At 62.7% G+C, this 16,876-nt stretch carries 13 protein-coding genes and 3 pseudogenes; 9 read left to right on the forward strand and 7 right to left on the reverse strand.

The genetic code is table 11. The annotated features are described in order from the left end of the window. The first annotated feature begins 244 nt into the window (after window positions 1–244). The 3 genes from FVE89_RS24845 to FVE89_RS24855 all read left to right on the forward strand — a co-directional run bounded on the left by FVE89_RS24845 (window position 245) and on the right by FVE89_RS24855 (window position 2,210). Window positions 245–784 (forward strand): hypothetical protein, encoded by a 540-nt coding sequence (locus tag FVE89_RS24845; RefSeq protein ID WP_161392838.1) that lies wholly within the window; start codon window positions 245–247, stop codon window positions 782–784. A 17-nt stretch (window positions 785–801) separates the two neighbouring features. Next, window positions 802–1,176 carry a hypothetical protein gene (locus tag FVE89_RS24850; protein ID WP_161392839.1) on the forward strand — a complete coding sequence of 125 codons (375 nt, stop codon included), beginning with the start codon at window positions 802–804 and terminating at the stop codon, window positions 1,174–1,176. 86 nt (window positions 1,177–1,262) lie between these two features. After that, window positions 1,263–2,210 (forward strand): IS481 family transposase, encoded by a 948-nt coding sequence (locus FVE89_RS24855; RefSeq protein WP_161392840.1) that lies wholly within the window; start codon window positions 1,263–1,265, stop codon window positions 2,208–2,210. Here FVE89_RS24855 and FVE89_RS24860 read toward each other — a convergent pair. Both FVE89_RS24860 and FVE89_RS24865 read right to left on the reverse strand, forming a co-directional pair. Then, window positions 2,207–2,527, reverse strand: coding sequence for a hypothetical protein (locus FVE89_RS24860; RefSeq protein ID WP_161392841.1), 321 nt, complete (start codon window positions 2,525–2,527; stop codon window positions 2,207–2,209). The genes FVE89_RS24855 and FVE89_RS24860 overlap by 4 nt on opposite strands. Window positions 2,528–2,590: 63 nt before the next feature. Next, window positions 2,591–3,732, reverse strand: a pseudogene (locus FVE89_RS24865) (IS3 family transposase). A gap of 274 nt (window positions 3,733–4,006) precedes the next feature. On the opposite strand from FVE89_RS24865, the gene FVE89_RS24870 reads away from it, so the two are divergent. Next, window positions 4,007–5,128 carry a GSU2403 family nucleotidyltransferase fold protein gene (locus FVE89_RS24870; protein ID WP_161392842.1) on the forward strand — a complete coding sequence of 374 codons (1,122 nt, stop codon included), beginning with the start codon at window positions 4,007–4,009 and terminating at the stop codon, window positions 5,126–5,128. A 343-nt stretch (window positions 5,129–5,471) separates the two neighbouring features. Here FVE89_RS24870 and FVE89_RS24875 read toward each other — a convergent pair whose 3' ends face one another. The 3 genes from FVE89_RS24875 to FVE89_RS31715 all read right to left on the reverse strand — a co-directional run bounded on the left by FVE89_RS24875 (window position 5,472) and on the right by FVE89_RS31715 (window position 9,534). Next, window positions 5,472–5,651, reverse strand: a complete 180-nt coding sequence (locus FVE89_RS24875; protein ID WP_161392843.1) for a DNA-binding protein — start codon at window positions 5,649–5,651, stop codon at window positions 5,472–5,474. Window positions 5,652–5,906: 255 nt separating this feature from the next. Beyond that, complete coding sequence (locus tag FVE89_RS24880; RefSeq protein WP_161392844.1) at window positions 5,907–7,727, reverse strand: ATP-dependent helicase; 1,821 nt, start codon at window positions 7,725–7,727, stop codon at window positions 5,907–5,909. Further along, complete coding sequence (locus FVE89_RS31715) at window positions 7,714–9,534, reverse strand: AAA family ATPase (RefSeq protein WP_161392845.1); 1,821 nt, start codon at window positions 9,532–9,534, stop codon at window positions 7,714–7,716. Before FVE89_RS31715 ends, FVE89_RS24880 begins: the two co-directional genes overlap by 14 nt. A gap of 766 nt (window positions 9,535–10,300) precedes the next feature. On the opposite strand from FVE89_RS31715, the pseudogene FVE89_RS30680 reads away from it, so the two are divergent. Then, window positions 10,301–10,420: pseudogene (locus FVE89_RS30680) on the forward strand (IS5/IS1182 family transposase); the annotation flags it as partial. Window positions 10,421–10,607: 187 nt separating this feature from the next. On the opposite strand, the pseudogene FVE89_RS24890 reads toward FVE89_RS30680, so the two are convergent. Continuing rightward, window positions 10,608–11,837: pseudogene (locus tag FVE89_RS24890) on the reverse strand (IS701 family transposase); the annotation flags it as partial. Window positions 11,838–12,590: 753 nt separating this feature from the next. On the opposite strand from FVE89_RS24890, the gene FVE89_RS24895 reads away from it, so the two are divergent. The 4 genes from FVE89_RS24895 to FVE89_RS24910 are packed head-to-tail and all read left to right on the forward strand — an operon-like array spanning window position 12,591 to window position 16,409. Further along, on the forward strand, window positions 12,591–14,420 hold the full coding sequence (locus tag FVE89_RS24895; protein WP_161392846.1) for a carbamoyltransferase: 1,830 nt from the start codon (window positions 12,591–12,593) through the stop codon (window positions 14,418–14,420). After that, complete coding sequence (locus FVE89_RS24900) at window positions 14,407–14,775, forward strand: hypothetical protein (RefSeq protein ID WP_161392847.1); 369 nt, start codon at window positions 14,407–14,409, stop codon at window positions 14,773–14,775. Before FVE89_RS24895 ends, FVE89_RS24900 begins: the two co-directional genes overlap by 14 nt. A 12-nt stretch (window positions 14,776–14,787) precedes the next feature. Beyond that, complete coding sequence (locus tag FVE89_RS24905) at window positions 14,788–15,333, forward strand: hypothetical protein (protein ID WP_161392848.1); 546 nt, start codon at window positions 14,788–14,790, stop codon at window positions 15,331–15,333. Continuing rightward, window positions 15,330–16,409, forward strand: coding sequence for an SGNH/GDSL hydrolase family protein (locus FVE89_RS24910; protein WP_161392849.1), 1,080 nt, complete (start codon window positions 15,330–15,332; stop codon window positions 16,407–16,409). Before FVE89_RS24905 ends, FVE89_RS24910 begins: the two co-directional genes overlap by 4 nt. Window positions 16,410–16,578: 169 nt before the next feature. Here the strand turns inward: FVE89_RS24910 and FVE89_RS24915 are convergent, their stop codons facing one another. Then, window positions 16,579–16,833 carry a 2Fe-2S iron-sulfur cluster-binding protein gene (locus FVE89_RS24915; protein WP_161392850.1) on the reverse strand — a complete coding sequence of 85 codons (255 nt, stop codon included), beginning with the start codon at window positions 16,831–16,833 and terminating at the stop codon, window positions 16,579–16,581. Window positions 16,834–16,876: the final 43 nt, after the last annotated feature.

Below are 16,876 nucleotides of genomic sequence, written 5' to 3' on the forward strand. Positions count from 1 at the left end.
CCGCTTCACACCAGACGAGTGCCGAAACAGTCTCACTGCTGCTGGTTACGAAGATGACTTGGCCGTCGCTACATAGGTGGGAATAGCTCTAGCGTTCAATGAGCCCTTTCAAAGAACCGCTCAACGCTCAGGCAAATTGCCATATGGTTATCTCGCTGCGCGGCGCGTGCGTCCATGCCCGTGATCAGAACGTAGCAGCGCCCTAGCTCTGGTGGTCCGCGGGGCCTCGGGGGGAGTGACGCCCATGCAGCAATTCACGAAGGTCATCCTCGCCTGCGACGAATCGGGCGCCAAAGGGTATGCGGATCAGAACGAAACCTACCCGGGGGAGGTCGGCGTGTTCGCCGGCATCATGGTCCCGGATACCCACCTGCCGACGGTGGAGCCGGTCTTCAAGTCGATCTACGACCGCTACAAGCCAGCCACAGGCAAGTTGCACATTACTGACCTCGATGATGCAGCGAAGGCGAAACTACGCCGCGACATCTACGATGCCATAAGTCGGCTCCAGCTCCCGTGCTTCTGGTACGCGATCCATGTCGCCGGTTTGCACGCATTCCATTTACGGCATCAGGAGTTGCGCCAAATGGCCAAGAAGATGGCTGAAGAGGCGCGGGGAGGGGAGCCGCCGAGGGTCAAACGGGGAAGTCCCCGAGAAGAGCCAGCATCCATGCACGTCGAGCTTTTCGCCGGGCTATACGGCCACCTCATCGCGTTCCTCGAGGAGAAAAAAGGAAACTACTCGAGATTGAGATTCGCTCCGATCAGATCGACAGCCCGATAATCAAGAAATTTACGAGCGTGGCCGAGCGCCTGCTAAGCGTCGATCCGACCCTAAAGACGGTCACGGGCTTCGATACGGTCGAAAACAAGATCGTTACCGGCTCGATCTCGGTCAAAGCTCACCTTTCGCCAGACATGCAGATCGAGGCGAGCGTCCAAGAACTAACCATCGTCCCCGTCTGTGAAGGCGATGGACTCGTCCTGGCGGCCGATGTTCTAGCCAACAGCTTAAACTACCATTTCCGAAACCGAGCGGCGGGCGATCTATACAGGCCGCTCAATTCACCGGCCGCGATCGCCGGCCATCCCCTTGCGACGAGCCTTGATGCCTTTGAAGTTTGGGGGGCCGACCTCGTAGGTGACGGGGTCTACCGTCACCCTCTGGCGCCCTAGCTGTCATTGCTATGGAGGTTGTCCATCCGAGGGTGTCGAGCGAGGCTGTGGTTGCGAAGCCTGCAACCTCGGACCCGGAGCCTCGGATGGACGTCCACCAGAATGCGCGCACGACGCCCCATAGTCGACAGCTGATTGTCGATCGACTGGCTCGGGGCTGGACGGTGAGCGCGGTCGCCGTTGCGCTGGGGATCACCTCGAAGACGGTGCGCAAGTGGCGTGACCGCTTCGCCGCCGAAGGCGCAGCGGGTCTGGCAGATCGCTCGTCGCGCCCGCACACCTCACCCACGCGCCTGGATGACGCTGCGGTCGCCGAGATCGCCCGGCTGCGCCGCGAGCGCCTGTCCGGGCCAGCCATTGCCCGGCAGGCGCGCCTGCCGCTCTCGACGGTGGGCCTCGTGCTGCGCCGCCTCGGCCTGGGCCGGCTCGCCGCCCTCGATCCCAAGTCGCCCGTCATCCGCTACGAGCGCGACAAACCGGGCGAGTTGCTCCACCTCGACACGAAGAAGCTCGGGCGCATCGACGGCGTCGGCCACCGCATCACCGGCGACCGGACCGGCCAGAGCAGCAAGCGCGGCACCGGCTGGGAGGCCCTGCACGTGGCCGTCGATGATGCCTCGCGGCTCGCCTACACCGAGATCCTGCCTAACGAGCGGAAGGAAAGCGCCACCGCCTTCCTGGAGCGGGCGTTGGCTTGGTTTGAAAGCCTCGGCGTCACCGTCGAGCGGGTCATGACCGACAACGGCTCGGCTTACAAAAGCCACCTGTTCCGCGACGCCCTCGCGGCCAGGGCGATCACCCACAAGCGCACCCGCCCCTACACGCCCCGCACCAACGGCAAAGCCGAACGCTTCATCCAGACCACCTTGCGCGAATGGCTCTATGCCACCCCGTACGCCTCATCCCAGGAACGCACCGCCGCAATGACCCTCTGGCTGTGCGACTACAACAGCCGCAGACCTCACTCGGCACTCGGTGGACAACCGCCAACAAGCAGGCTCCCCAAGGACAACCTCCTTGGAAACGACATCTAGCTTGCGCTATCGTGGTCGTTTGGCAGCGGTTGCCGGTTCATCAGGGCGGGAGGTGGGCTCGGCTTCCGCTCGCAACCTGTCGAGAATGCGGTCGACCAATGCCTTCGCTGCGACGCGGTTTGCCGAGCCTCGTAGACGAGGTCGAACAGGTACTCGTACATCGACCGCTTCTCGGAGGGCATTTGCGCGAGCGGCGACGTCTCCGACAGTCCGTCGTGCATCACCGCCGCGATGTCGGCACGAAGGTCGACGATCACCTTCTTCAGCTGCTCGGGCCGCTCCTCGGCCAGCAACTCCATGTCGGCGATCTTCGCCATTTTCTGGAAGGCCGGCTCCGCTGACTGACCTGACCGATATTTTGGACCGAGCTAATTGAGAGGCTACTGCATGGCAGCGGCCATGGGTAGCCGGAAGGCCAGATCCGGGTAGCTGACGGGCGCGGGCGGTCGATAGCCAAGCGACGAATGCGGCCGGACGCGGTTGTAGGTGGTTTGCCATAGACCGATCACGATCTGCGCTTCCTTCAGCGAGTAGAAAATCTCTTGGCGTAGGCACTCATCGCGCAGCTTGCCGTTGAAGCTCTCACAGTACCCGTTCTCCCACGGCGAGCCCGGTGCGATGTACTGGATCTGCGAGCCAGCTTTAGCGCCCCACTTGCGCAGTGCCTTCGAGATCATCTCAGGGCCATTGTCGCAGCGGATGTACTCCGGGATGCCGTGCAAGCACATGGCGTCTGCCAAAGCCTCGATCACGCCGACGCTGTTGATGCGCCGCGCCACCTTCAGCGCCAGGCAGGTCCGGCTGTGCTCGTCGATCAGCGTCAGGATGCGCAAGGTTCGGCCGTAGTGCGTCTGGGCCGGCACGAAGTCGAAGCTCCAGACGTGATTGCGGTGGAGCGGGCGCAGCCGCACGCATGAGCCGTCGTTCAGCCAGAGACGGCTGCGTGGTCGGTGCCTTTGTGGGACCTTCAGCCCCTCGCAACGCCAGATGCGCTGAACCCGGTCCTTGCCCATCTACCACCCTGCTGCCTGCAGCAGCGCGGTGACGCGGCGATAGCCATAGCGCCCGTACTCGGACGCCAGGGCGATGATAGCGCGGGTCAGCTCATCCTCGTCGGCCGGCACGGTGGGCACGTAGCGTTGCGTGCCGCGGTGCTGACCGACGATCCGGCAGGCCTGACGTTCTGAGAGGCCGTACTTCTCTCGGACACCAGCAACCGTCTGCCGGCGTCGCTCGGGGGCTACAAGTTTCCCGAGGCGACGTCCGCCAGCACCTGCTTTTTGGACGACAGGTCAGCCACGAGCCGGCGTAGCCGCGCGTTCTCACGCTCCAGATCCTTCATCTTCCTGGCCTGGTCGACCTGGAGGCCGCCGTACTCCTTGCGCCAGCGGTAGTAGCTCTGCTCAGAGATCTCCGCCTCCTTGCACGCCAGCGCCAAGCTCTTGCCTTGTGCCGTCTGCACCTCGATCTGGCGCAGCTTCAGCGCCACCTGCTCCGCGCTCGTCTTCTGACCTCGCCGCATGTCCAACTCCCTTGGCCCCAGTTGATCCTCCCAATCAGCCCGGTCCAAAGCCAGCCGGTCAGGTCAGCGCCGTGGGGGAATGGCCGCTTACGTCCGGGAATCGGGGCTTCAGAGAGAAAGTGCGCAGCCAAGCACGTTGTAGGCAATTTCACAATCTGCCTACAACGTGCTTGCAACGATCGCGGTCTCCGTTACCTTTGTAGGCAGTTTCCAATTTTGCCTACAACACGAGGTCCGTGACATGCCGGATCCGTTGCCCGTACCGATCCAAACCATGTTCGCTGAACTCGTCGAAAGGGCGTGGTCGAGCAACACGGGGAACCTCACCTCTACAGGCGGGTCCGCCTACGAACGCGTAGCCCGGGGACGGAAGTACCTGTACTGGCAACCGCCGACGATCGGGGGCAAGCGGGCGTCACCTCTCTACATCGGGAAGGACGACGAGAAGAGCCGGAAGCGCATCCAGGCCCTGGCCGACACGGCTGCGAACCTCCGCGAGCGGCGCGACATGGTGCGCGCCCTCAGGAACGCGCGGCTCCACGCACCGGACAAGACATCCGGCGATGTCATGGCGGCGATGGCCGAGGCCGGCGTGTTCCGCCTCAGGGCGGTCGTGGTGGGCTCGGTCGCTTTCCAGACCTATCCCGGCCTACTCGGCATGCGCATGCCGGCCGCCCTGAGCCGTACCGGCGACCTCGACGTCGGACAGTTCCAGTCCATCGCCGTCGCCGTAGAGGACCGGATCGCGTCCGACCTGGAGACCGTGCTCAGGAAGGTAGACGACCGCTTCACGGCGGTACCGGACGCGTTCGACGGGCGGCGGACGATGCGGTACGCGATCCGTCGCGGGCAGGACGAGATTTTCTCCGTCGACATCCTCAGTCCCATGCGAGGCCCCGAGTTGCCCCGGATCGGATCCCTCCCTGCCATCCGATCGGACGCGCAATTCCTGCGCTACCTCGATTTCCTGCTCTACCAGGAGGTCAACAGCGTGGCCCTGCACGGCGCTGGCATCCCCATCAACGTGCCGGATCCGACCCGCTACGCCCTCCACAAGCTCACTGTCTCGCAGATGCGCTTGGCCCGCGACGCGCGCAGCCAGGCCAAGGCCCGCAAGGACCTGCAGCAGGCGGCCTCCCTGATCACCGTCCTTGCGGAGGCGAGGCCGGACGATCTCCGCGACCTGTGGCTGGAGCTCTGCGAGCGGGGGCCCTCGTGGCGACGGAAGGCGATGCAGGCGCTCTCGCAGCTACCGCCCGAGATAGCGGCCGCCCTCGGGGCCGACCTCGATCCCGGCCGCGGCGATCGCGACGCTGCGAGCGCCTACGTCGTACAAGCCGGGGACGAGATAGATGAGACGGGTGAGGACACGGTCCAGCCGACCTGGGATGCGTAGCCGGGCGGCGTCCCATCGACGTCGGTCTCCTGCTACGGGGCGGCCCCGCGCGAGCGCGGATTGGACGAACGGTGCGCGGGAACACCATATGCCGCTTCCAGCGATAGAGCAGAGAGAGGACTGTTCCCAAGCTGAAGGACCTTCTCAACGAAGCTCTCCGCGAGACCTGGTCCACCGCCACGTCGAGCCGCGCCAGCGCCTCGTCCAGGATCTCGTCGCCCGCCCGGGCGCGGGCCTCAAGCGCGGCCCGCTCCGCCGTCAGGGCCGCCGCGGCCTCCGCCTGCGCCACCGCCCACAGCCGCCAGGCGAAGTCGCCCAGTAGGCCCTGCAGCAGCTCCGGCAATCAAGCCGCCTCTGCCCGCGACAGGTAGGTCCGCTCGGCCTTCCAGTCCGGCAGGTGCGGCCCCACCGCACACTTCGAGCCCCCGTACCGCAGCTCCCGGATCACGTTATGCAGCGATACCCCCACGCCCCGCGCCCGCAGGCGGTCTGCTACCTCGAAGACCTCGTGCCGCAACGCCATCCCGATGCTTCCGAACCACAGGATCCTGCGCGTCCCAGATTAAGATCGAAGGCGTTTTCGGGTAGCGGTCTCACCGTAGCGCTGCCCGCGACCCGTTCCTCCGCGTCGCGTCCTTCATCGCCGAGAAGGCCGCCATGAAACGCTCCGGAATGCCCGAATACCCCTGACACCGGAGTGCCCATCCGCCAGACCAGGAGCCTCCGCAACGCGCGAGGCCCGCATGTTGCCCCAAATCCTGTTCACCGCGGACAGTCGCTACCGATCCTGACCGGCGGCGAGCAGGCGCGTCTCCAATTCCTCCACGAACGAGGATCTCCCGAAATAGCGGGGGCCGTACCGGCCATCGATCCAGCCGGAATAGATCAGGTGAACGGCGTCGCGTGCACGCGTGAGACCGACGTAGAAGAGGCGACGGCTTTCCCGAAGCTCAGCCGCGCTCTCATTGTTCCAGGGTATGACGCCCTGATCCATCCCGACCATCATCACCACGTCGTACTCGCAGCCTTTCGACGAGTGCAGGGTCAAGAGGTTGATGTGGGACGGCGAACCGTCGCGACCGCCCAGGCCGACGAGGTCCAAACCTTCGAGCTTGCCGCCGGCTTTCACGGCCGCGCTCATGCGATGCACCTGCTCCATCTGGTCGTGGAGGCTCGGCTCCTCGCGCGCCAGCGGATCGATAAGGTCCCGCCGGATCGCCGCGACGAACGGTGCGGCCAGTCCTTCGTCGCAGCGGTTCCGCATGAGGAATGCCGTTACGAGGCCCTTCGCCTTGTTCGCCTCCCGTTCGCTCGATAGGCCGGTCCGGAACCTCACCCACCGTGTAAGGAGGCCATCCAGCTGGGGCCGGCCACGTCTCCAACCGCCCGAACACCACGCCGCGCAATCCTCGATCCAGCTCGTAAGCTCCACTTTCCTGTAGGGAGCCCCGGTGTCGACCCTGACGAATTCGATGTCCGCGGCCGTGAGCGCGTCGGCGAACGCGTTGCCGACCGCGGCGTTGCGGTAAAGGATCGCGATGTCCCCGGGCTTCCGCCCGTCCTTGGCCGCCAGGGCTTCGGGGATCAACGTGTCGATGACGTGTGCCGCCTGGTCCGCCAGGCCTCCGGGGCGTTCCACGAACCGGATCACCGCCAGACGCTCTTCGTCGTAGGGCCGGTAGCCCCTGGTCTCCCCCAGCGCGTACTCTGAAGCCTCGATGATGCGCCCAGCGCACCGGTAGTTGAGTTCGAGGCGCACTCTTTGGATGTCTTGCCGCTCCGCCAATTCGAGGAGTAGGTCGCCGTCTGATCCGGCGAAGCCGTAGACCGACTGATCCGCGTCGCCCACGGCGAAGAGCCGGACCCCGCCCTCGAACGCCAATCTCGTCACGATCCGATGGAGGGGGACGCCGAGGTCCTGGTATTCGTCGACCGCAAGGATCGGCCAGCGGGCGGCGATAGCCGGCAGCACCCAGTCGTGCGCGCTGACCAAGCGATGGGCGCACACGACCATGTCGTCGTAATCGATTAGTCCCTGCCGTCGCAGCGCCGCCTCGTAGCCCTCGCTGATCCGGGCGAGATCGGGATCGGTGTCCCAGTCCGGCGCGAACCGGTCGAGGTGGACGCGGCGGTACTTGCCCATGTCGTCCCACTTGTAGGGCTGGTTGAGGCCGAGAAGGCGCTCCGCCACCCCCTTGAAGGCGACGTCGGCCTGCCGGCTCGTGGCGACAGCAAGCTGGCGCGGGACGCCGATATTGGCGAGGTGGGCATAGGGCATGAGGATGTGGCGCAGGCAGAACCCATGCACCGTCCCGACAAACAGGTTCGGCGACTCGCCGAGCCCGAGGGGCTCAAGCCGGCGCTTGAGCTCGCGGGTGCACTCCTGGCTATAGGTGATGCAGGCCACGCCTTGGGGGACCCGCACATCCTCCGCGAGCATCCGCGCGAGCTTCAGGATGAGCGTTTTCGTCTTGCCCGAGCCTGGCCCCGCCAAGACGACGCAATGGCCTCGCGAGTCGTAGGCCGCCTGCTGGCCGGGATTGTCCGCGAGATCCCCGGCATGCCGGAGGTAGGCCGCGCTGGTGCTACGCAACCTCATCGCGGATCCGCTCCAGGGCCTCGCGGATATAGGCAGGGCAACGCTCGGCGGTCGCTGCGGGGGCGATGCGTTGCGCGAACCGTCCCTTCCCGATGCGCTCGATCAGCTTGATGAGCCTCGTCGGTTCGAGCGTCGACGGGCGGGCCTCCCACCCGTCCAGTAACTCCCTGTTCGCTCGCCTGAGGGGAAGATCGGCTTTTAGGACCCTGACCATCTGACGCCGCATCCCCGTCGCGAACAGCGCCGGCTCCAAGGTACTGGAATTTACGAAGATGCCGCGGAGGGCTCCGCGCCGGAACACCTCGGCTTCGTCCATCGCCTCGTAATCCCGACCGGGTCGCAAGATCCCGAGCAGACCCCTTACGCGCCCGGGTCCGAGAACGGTGCCGTCGGGGAGCTCGTCACGGTCCGTGAGGACGACGAAAGGGATCCTGAGCCCCGATGGCCCGAGCAGTTTCACGTACGGCGCGAAATTGGTGCCGCTGACCGAGCACACCGAAATCCCGAGTTCGTCGAGATGAATATCGAGGGCATCGGCGAAGGCCGGGACGAGGAAGCGCTCCGCGTCGCCTTCAACGAGGATCACGCCGCGAGAAAAGAAAAGCTCACCTCGTGTGACGTCGATGTAGCGCTGCAGATCGTCGACCTCGGCATCGTCGAGCGGGATCTCGGCGGTCGATACGCCCTCCGTGCTGCCATCGGCTTGACGTCGGAGAAGTACGATCGATCGCAACGGCGCGATGCTCGCGATGTGCGGCGAATGGGTCGTCAAAATGGTGACGTGGCGTCCGGCCGTGGCGTCGCCGGCTCGTCCGGGGGGATCCTCGTCCACATCTTCATCGTCGACCTCGGCAGTTTCGAGGAAATGCCGATAGACCAGCCGCTGGACATGCGGGTGCAGGTGCGCCTCGGGCTCTTCGACGGCCAGGAACGTGTAGTCGCGCTCGCCGTCCTGGATCAGCCGGTCGAGCTCCAGGCTCTTCAGGGCGAGGAAGACTAGATTGGTGGTCCCGAGGCTCGCCTCCGCGATCCCCCGCTCGCCCCGGTCGATCAGGAGCCGCAGCGCCCGCAGAAGCGCGTCCAACCGCGACGGTGCCAGCCCGAGCGCGACGGAGGTCGCGTGCGCCGGGCCGACCATGCCTTCCAGCCGTCCGCCAATGGTCCGGGCCACGGCCTCGACCTCCGGGCGCCCCGAAAGCGCGGCCTGCGCGCCGTCGACGGCATCCAGGATAGCGTCGCGATCGGCGACCGACAGGGTTCCGGCCAAGTCCTCGATCAGGGGGCGCAGCGGCGACCGGCGCCAGTTCGCCAAATCCTTCTCGGCATCGCGCAGGGCCGGCAGCAGATCGAGGGGCAGCATGCGCCTCAGCGTGCTCCCGACGGGGGTGTCCGGGTACATGCCGCCGAACAGGAGGTATTCGTAGTCCGCGAGGCTGCCGGGCTGCCCTTCGAGGCTGGCCATCGGCTGGTAGCGGTACGTAAGGCGGGAAATCATCGGGGGACCCGGATCAATCAAGTATCCGCCGAGATGGGCCACCAGGCGCGGATCTACATCGAAATCCGTGAGGTCGACGGAAATCTCGATCGTCTCCCCCAATTTGTCGTCGCCGAGCCCATCCCAGAAGTGTTCGAGACCAAGCCGGCGGTCACGCTCCGAGAGGCTTGGGTCGAAAATCAGCTGAAGGGCGAAGAGCAGATTGCTTTTGCCGACTTTGTTTTCACCAACAACGACGACGTTTCTTCCAGTTCTGACCTCAAAGTTTCTGAAATTAGTGAAATTGCGTATCCCGATCCGACAAATTCGCACGCTAGTATCCCTTCCGCCCCGGAGTGATGGCTTACCATAGGTTGCGTGAGCAGCCCAGCTAGGCCGGTGGGGCCCGGCGATCAGATAGGAGTGGGCAAAGCAGAAACGTCGACGTTAGGACGCTTTCGGTTCGGGAAGACCCGCCTGGTGGCTTTGGCCAGCCCGCGTGGTCCTTTCGACTGGCAGGCACGACGCCAACACCGTAACGTATCAATCCGCACCTACGCCGGGGCGAACGGCAAACGGATCCCCAAAATTCCCGTCAGATCTTTGAAATATTTACATTTGCTTGTTTTGAAATGGATCATTCGTTCATTAATTCCCATTTGCGCGTCTGGAATTTTCGTTTTCAGAGGCGAGAGGCTTTATTTTATGCGTATATCTCGGTTTTTCGGAATATAAATATGGTCAGTACCTTAATGTTGGTTGTCTCTAGCTTGCTATCGCTAAAATTTGGCGATCTGAACGAACCATAATTGCTACTCAATCAAATCTGATGGTGTATGCAAGCAAACAGATGTAGCAAATTTCGTTCTGACAAAGGCACGTTTTCTTGCAAGATTTTATACTGAAGCACAAACAGGATTTAATCGATCGCTCGGAGTTTCCGATTTGAGGGTCCGAAGCAATGACCCGCCTTATGTGATGAGGCACGCTTGAATGTCGAAAAGCAGCATCGAGGCGAGTCGGCGGTTGTGCGTCGGTCACATAAGAGCTCGACCCGTCGCCTTCCCGGCGGGGCAGGTCATCTCGGCATCGGGCGGAAAAGGGGGGCTGGAGCCCGGCGATCGGCCGCTCGCGCGGCGGCTTCACGAGCAAACTCCGTTGCTTGGCCGATGGTCGTGGCCGACCAATTGCGTTCGCCCTGACGCCTGGCACCGTGGCCAAAATTAGCATGGCGCTGCCCCTGGTGCAGGCCCGTGGTGCCGCCTAACACTACTTTGGCAGATTGGTTTCAGGGTGGCAGGTTGAGATCGGCGTCACAGTGCGGGCATCGCCGCGGTGGCGGCGGACTGAGGTGATCCAGGATGGCCTGCCGGATCGTCGGAATCGAGGGCTGGGGTGGTGGGCAGGCGATTCTTTTTTTCCGCCCCGCCGCTGCGAGGCGCCGGGATTGGAGGAAGGCGTAGGCCATCATCGTCATCAGCGCGTGCCGATGCAGCCCGGTCCAGGATCGGCCCTCGAAGTGATCGAGGCCGAGTTCCTCCTTCATCTGCTGGTGGGCCTGCTCGCAGATCCATCGCGCCTTGATGGTTGCGGCCAACTGCTTGAGGGTGGCCTCGGCCGGCAGGTTCGAGAGATAGTACTTGCGCTCGCCCGAGCCACGCTCCTCGCGCACCAGCCAGACCTCGTCACCGGGCAGGTGCTGGTTGCCTTGTCCGCCGATCCTCTGGGTCGGACCATCGGCCATCCGGACGCGCAGCGCGCAGAAGCGAGCCCGCAGCCGGCCCTTGGTGCCGCGCCGCCAGGTCACCGCCCGGCCGCTCATGTCCGCGAGGATCGTCTCCGCTGAGACCGAGACCTGATCCGGCACGTGACGCTTGCGCGGTCGCCCACGCCCCGCGACGGGGAAGATCAGCGTCACGTCGGCCGGGTAGACCTTGCTGCGTCCCGAGATCCCGACGGCCCAGCTCAGGCCACGCGCGCTCAGGGCCTGCCGGAACGGGGCGGATCCATATCCGGCATCGGCCAACACGCAGCCGAAGCGCACGCCGCCCGCCCGGACCCGGTCGATCTCCGCAACCGCGATCTCCAGCTTGGTGCGGGCCGCGCGCAGGCCCTCAGGTACGCCGGCCGAGACCATCCGATCCGGGTCGCGCGTCCAGGTCTCGGGCAGGAACAGCGCCAGACTGACCGCTACGGGGACCTCGCCGCGCGCCAGCGTGAGCGACACCAGCGTCTGGCAGTTGGCGGTCTTACCCAGCGTCGTGGCGTATTGCGGCGCCACCCCGACCGAGCGGTTGCCCTTCTTCGGCAAGGCGGCCTCATCCTGAGCTTGTCGAAGGATCGTCGACGACCAGGATCGTATCCATGCCGCCGACGAGGCGATCGGCCTCGCCGAGCAGCGCCCGCTGCAGCGGCGCCTCATCCCAGATCCCGGCCGCGATGAAGTGGTGGAGCCGGTCGTAAGGGATCCCCTCGGCCCGCGCGGCCATCGGCTGGACGCTCTTGCGATCACCGAGGCCGATCAACCCGGCCACATAGAGCGGGCACATCGCCCGGCGGGCTGGATGGGACAGTCCCGCAAGGAATGGCTGCAGCCACCGATCCAGATCCTCACGCCATCCGCCAGCACCTGACATCGTGATCCCCCATGACCATCGCCATGGCACCCGAATCCGCAAGGATCCTACCTCGTTCCCTTGATCTGCCAAAGTAGTGCTAAGTGACCGGATCGGAAGCGGGATAGCCGCTTGGGGTGGTTTCCTGCACGTCTGCTTCTAGACCCTCAAGCCACAATACCAGACGTTCGCTTCAATTTTGCCCCCCGGGCGGATAGGCTTTAATAGACGAGCGCTTAAGCCATGAATCGGTGACCTTCGGCCACATTGGGCGGATGCGTGGCTTTGATGAACGCGAAATTCTACTGCGCATCGCCATAATTATGATCGAATACATCCTGCAGAATTGTCAAAGTCATCTTATTCACTCTAATCACATCAACGATGTACTGCGAGCACTCTCTCCACATGGGGAATTCGCATCATTGTAACTGATTATATCCAAGTCGCCTCAGCGATGAAGTGGTGCGACATATTGGCAGTCCAGGTTTTAGGGTAAATGATACTAATTTAAGTAAGGGCAAGGCGACAATTAATTCTATTCATTTTGACTGTCAGTCCCTTCGGGAGCTGCCTACGCAGTACTTAAGTACCCAGGCGGATTCAAGTACCCTTCAAGCCCCATGGCTGCAAGCAAATCGTAGAATAAATTGATGCAATTTGATATAGAATTTTGCACATCGCGCGAGTGTTCACTCAGTTGCGTCGATTTCGCCGAGATCTAGCAGAAAATATGTCTAAATGCGAATAAGACAATGAGCAAGGGATGCGCCGGTGGCCGCCAAAGTTCTCGGGATATCAGCCTACTATCACGATTCGGCTGCTGCGATCGTATGTGACGGCGAAATCGTCGCTGCGGCTCAGGAGGAACGGTTCTCGCGCAGGAAGCACGACTCCAGCTTTCCACGACGGGCCATCGACTACTGCTTGAGTGAAGCTTTCATAGACGCGTCGGAACTGGACGGCGTGGTCTTCTACGACAACTCGATGCTCACGGTGGATCGCGCGGTCAAGAGTGCTATGGCGGTCGCACCAGCGGGACGCGATCAGTTCATGGCGTCATCCCGGGCGCTGCTGGGTCCGAAGGCTTGGCTCGCGCGGGATCTGGAATTGGTTCTCGGGGAGGTCCCGCGCCTGCTCGGCACGCAACACCATCTAGCTCACGCTGCCAGCAGCTTCTTTCCGTCGCCGTTCGACGAGGCAGCCATCCTCACGATCGATGGCGTCGGAGAGTGGGCGACCTGTACGCTTGGCCTCGGAAAAGGCTCCGACATCGAGTTGCTTCAGGAGCTACGATACCCGCATTCCCTCGGCCTGCTGTACAGTGCATTCACCTATCACTGCGGGTTCAAGGTCAACTCGGGCGAATACAAATTGATGGGTTTGGCTCCGTATGGAGAGCCCCGCTATGCAGGCCTGATCCGCGATGAACTGGTCGACATCCGCGAGGACGGATCCTTCCGGCTCGATACGCGCGCGTTTGGGTATGTCGACTCGCTGGTGATGACCAACACGCGGTTCGAAGACCTTTTCGGCGGACCGGCTCGCAAGCCGGATACGATGATCACCCGACGCGAAATGGATCTGGCCGCATCCATTCAACACGTGGCCGAAGAAATCGTCCTCAAGCTTGTCAAACACGTGAAGCGCCAGACGCGGTCGAGAAATCTAGCCTTGGCCGGTGGCGTCGCCCTCAATTGCGTAGCGAACGGACGCGTTTGGAGGGAGGCCGGGCTGGATGGCTTCTTTATCCAACCCGCGGCCGGTGATGCCGGGGGGGCCCTCGGCGCGGCTCTGCTGGCCTCACACACCGTGTTCGGAGTGCCCCGCCCCCCCGGGCGATCGCAGGATGCGCTCAAGGGCAGCCTGCTCGGTCCAGCCTTCTCGCCCCAGGAAATCGCCGCTTTCGTCGACCGTACCGACGCGCCCAGCCACCTCGTCGTCGATCCGGACGAGCGCGCGCGCTGCGTCGCCGACGCGCTGGCGGCGGGCAAGATCGTGGCGCTCTTCAGTGGCCGGATGGAATTCGGTCCCCGGGCCCTGGGCGCGCGGTCTCTCCTGGGTGACCCGCGTGTACCTGACATGCAGAGCCGTATGAATATCAAGATCAAATTCAGGGAAAGCTTTCGGCCGTTTGCTCCCGCGGTGCTCGCAGAACACGCGGCGGACTATTTCGAATTGGAGGGCGAAAGTCCCTACATGCTGCTCGTGGCGCCTGTTCGCGAGGAGCGGCGGCACGCCGTCGAGCTGCACTTCGGCGATGATGACAACATGCTCACGATCGTCAACCAAGTCCGGAGCGACATACCGGCCGTCACGCATGTCGACTTTACGGCCCGTGTGCAGACCGTCGGCGACAACGCAAGCCCCGAATTCCGACGCATCCTGGAAGCGTTCTACAAGAATACTGACTGTCCGGTGCTGATCAATACATCCTTCAACGTGCGCGGCGAGCCGATCGTCTGCAGCCCGCAGGATGCTTACCGCTGCTTCATGCGCACCGACGTCGACCTTCTCGTTCTGGAAGACAGACTGCTCTGGAAATCCGAGCAGCCCGTGCTGAGCGACGATAGCGAATGGCAGACGCAGTATGAACTCGACTGACCTGACCCCCTCCCAGCGCCTGAGCGCAGAGCTGTTCGATCGCGGCCTCGTCCCGCTCGCAAAAGCGAGACGGGTGCGTGGCGAGCCCGTCTGCTTTCAGCCGGATCCCATGCAGGACCAGGGGTCTTATTTTTCGCGGCCGTTCACCGCGTCGATGGCAGCGGCCGACTTCGAGCGTTCGGTGTTCAGCACACCTGAGCAGCTCATCGATGGACTGACCGCGTTCTGGGAGGCTTCAGGCGATGGAGACCTTAGCTCCCTCGCCCCCATGATGAGGAAGATCGCCTCCGCTCTGCAGAAAGAAGCCGTCGACCAAGACGGGTCGGTCAGCGTCTTCTGTTACGCCATGTTCTAGCAGGTTCTTATCATGACGCTTCATGAGCAGATCGAAAAGGAGATCATGCAATGGATCAAGGAATTCATCGTCGTCCCAAATGAGTTTTACGACGGTAAATTCGCCCCCTGCCCCTATGCCCATGCCGCCCTGTTGGCGCGCGCCGTCGATGTGGCCGTGTGGCGGTCCGGTGATCCGCGCCACTTCATACGCGAGCAAGCCTCGACCATGCGCGACTCCGCCGGGATCCAGACGCGGGTTATCGTCTTCCCCCCGCGGGTCCAGTGGTCCCTCGGCATCAGCGATTTTGTCGATACGCTCAACACCGAACTCATACCAGGCGATACTTTTCTGAACACGGGCGTCGCGAAAACCACAAACAGTCTGTATCCCGGATCTGCGGGTCAGCCCTATTTCATCGTGGTCGTCAATAGTCTGGCCGCCGTCCTGCGCGGAGCAAAGTCGCTCCAGAAGACAAATTACTACGATAAATGGCCGGCGGCACACCGCAGGATCGTCGTCGATCGGCGTGCCGACCTGGCGGAACGCTACAAACAATCGAAAGATACCCGCATATGAACTTCGCGTCGTCTCGGTATGACCCCTTCGTCACACGGACGATGATGCAACATGATGCAGCCGTCGGCACCCTCTATATTCCGAGCCTGAAGCTCCGTGTGAGCGGGAAGACCGGCGGTTATCTAATCCGCACCAACGCCGCCGGATTTCGATCGGAACGCGAATTCACGCCCAAACGGACGCCTGGCAAGTTGCGCGCAGTGATGTTCGGCGACTCGCAAACGGCAGGTGACGGCGTCTCCAACGCGAAACGTTTCAGCGATCTCTTAGAAAAGAAGATCCCAAATTTTGAAGTTTATAACTACGGCATTCATGGCACCGGCCCTGACCAACACTATCTCTTATATGATCGCCTCTGTAACGTTCAGCACGACTTGCTGATTATCGTCACATATGTCGAGACCATCAGGCGTATCTCCCGCAGGGTTTTCGAGTCGCGTGGATCTGATGGCTCGCCGGTTTTTTACGCAAAACCTTATTATGAGATCGTCGATGACCGTCTCGAACTACGCAATGTTCCGGTGCCAAAGCATATCTGGTCCGAGCAGACGCTGCCTGAGGAATTGAAGTCACACATCTACTCGGCCCATGAGACCAATCTTTTCACGCAAGTTACCGGGAGAAAGGGTTCGGCCCCGAAATTGCCGCGAGCCCTGGAGCCCCTGCGCGAAATCGTGAAAAGCGGCATCCTTCGGCTTCCGAAGTTCAAAATGCTCCATGAATATAACAACGCAGACCATCCGAGCTGGGTTTTGCTGCGGTCCATCATGGAGCAATGGATCGCAGCGAGTCCCACTCCGGTGCTACTAGTGACCATTCCGCACTACATCACGTTCGAGTCGGGGCAGGATCCGACCTGCTACCGGACGCGGTTTCGGGAACTCGTGAATGCGACCAGTATCCGGCATTACGATTTCTTTGCGGACGTGAAAAAGCTATCGACCAACGATCGTCGATCGCTTTGGTCAGAATGGTCGGGACATCTTTCCGCCGAGGCGCACGAGCTTATGGCAGCGAATTTGGCACCAGTCATACAGTCCTTGCTGCCTGATACGCGAAACGAAGCGACCGCGTGAGTGCAATCTGACGAATGACCGCTTTGTGGGATTAACGACGGCGGTCCGGACGGCTGGATAGGGTCGATAGGAGGCTGTCCGCTCAGGGTGGATTCCCGACCGTCCGCTTCTGGACAGACATGTCCGGAAGCAGACACGGGCGGGATTGGTAATCCGCCGACGTAGGGTATCAGGCCTCCAGCACGACATCACCGTCGGGCTCGGCTTGGCAGGCGAGGATGAAGCCCTCCGTCTTGTCGTCCTCGCCGAGGGCGTCCTCCACCGACATCCGAACCTGGCCGCTCTTAAGCTTCACCATGCACGTTCCGCACGATCCGGACCGGCAAGCGCTCTCGATCCGGACGTGCGACCCAGCGGCGACGTCTAACAGTGTCTCGCCTTCCCGGGCCTTAGAGCTATTCCCGCAGACGTTGCGACGGATCAGCGTTTGCGGCGTTGACGGATGAAGGAGCCGGCGATGCCATCAC

Origin of the sequence: Methylobacterium sp. 2A, assembly GCF_009806555.1 — a bacterium.
Classification (GTDB): domain Bacteria; phylum Pseudomonadota; class Alphaproteobacteria; order Rhizobiales; family Beijerinckiaceae; genus Methylobacterium.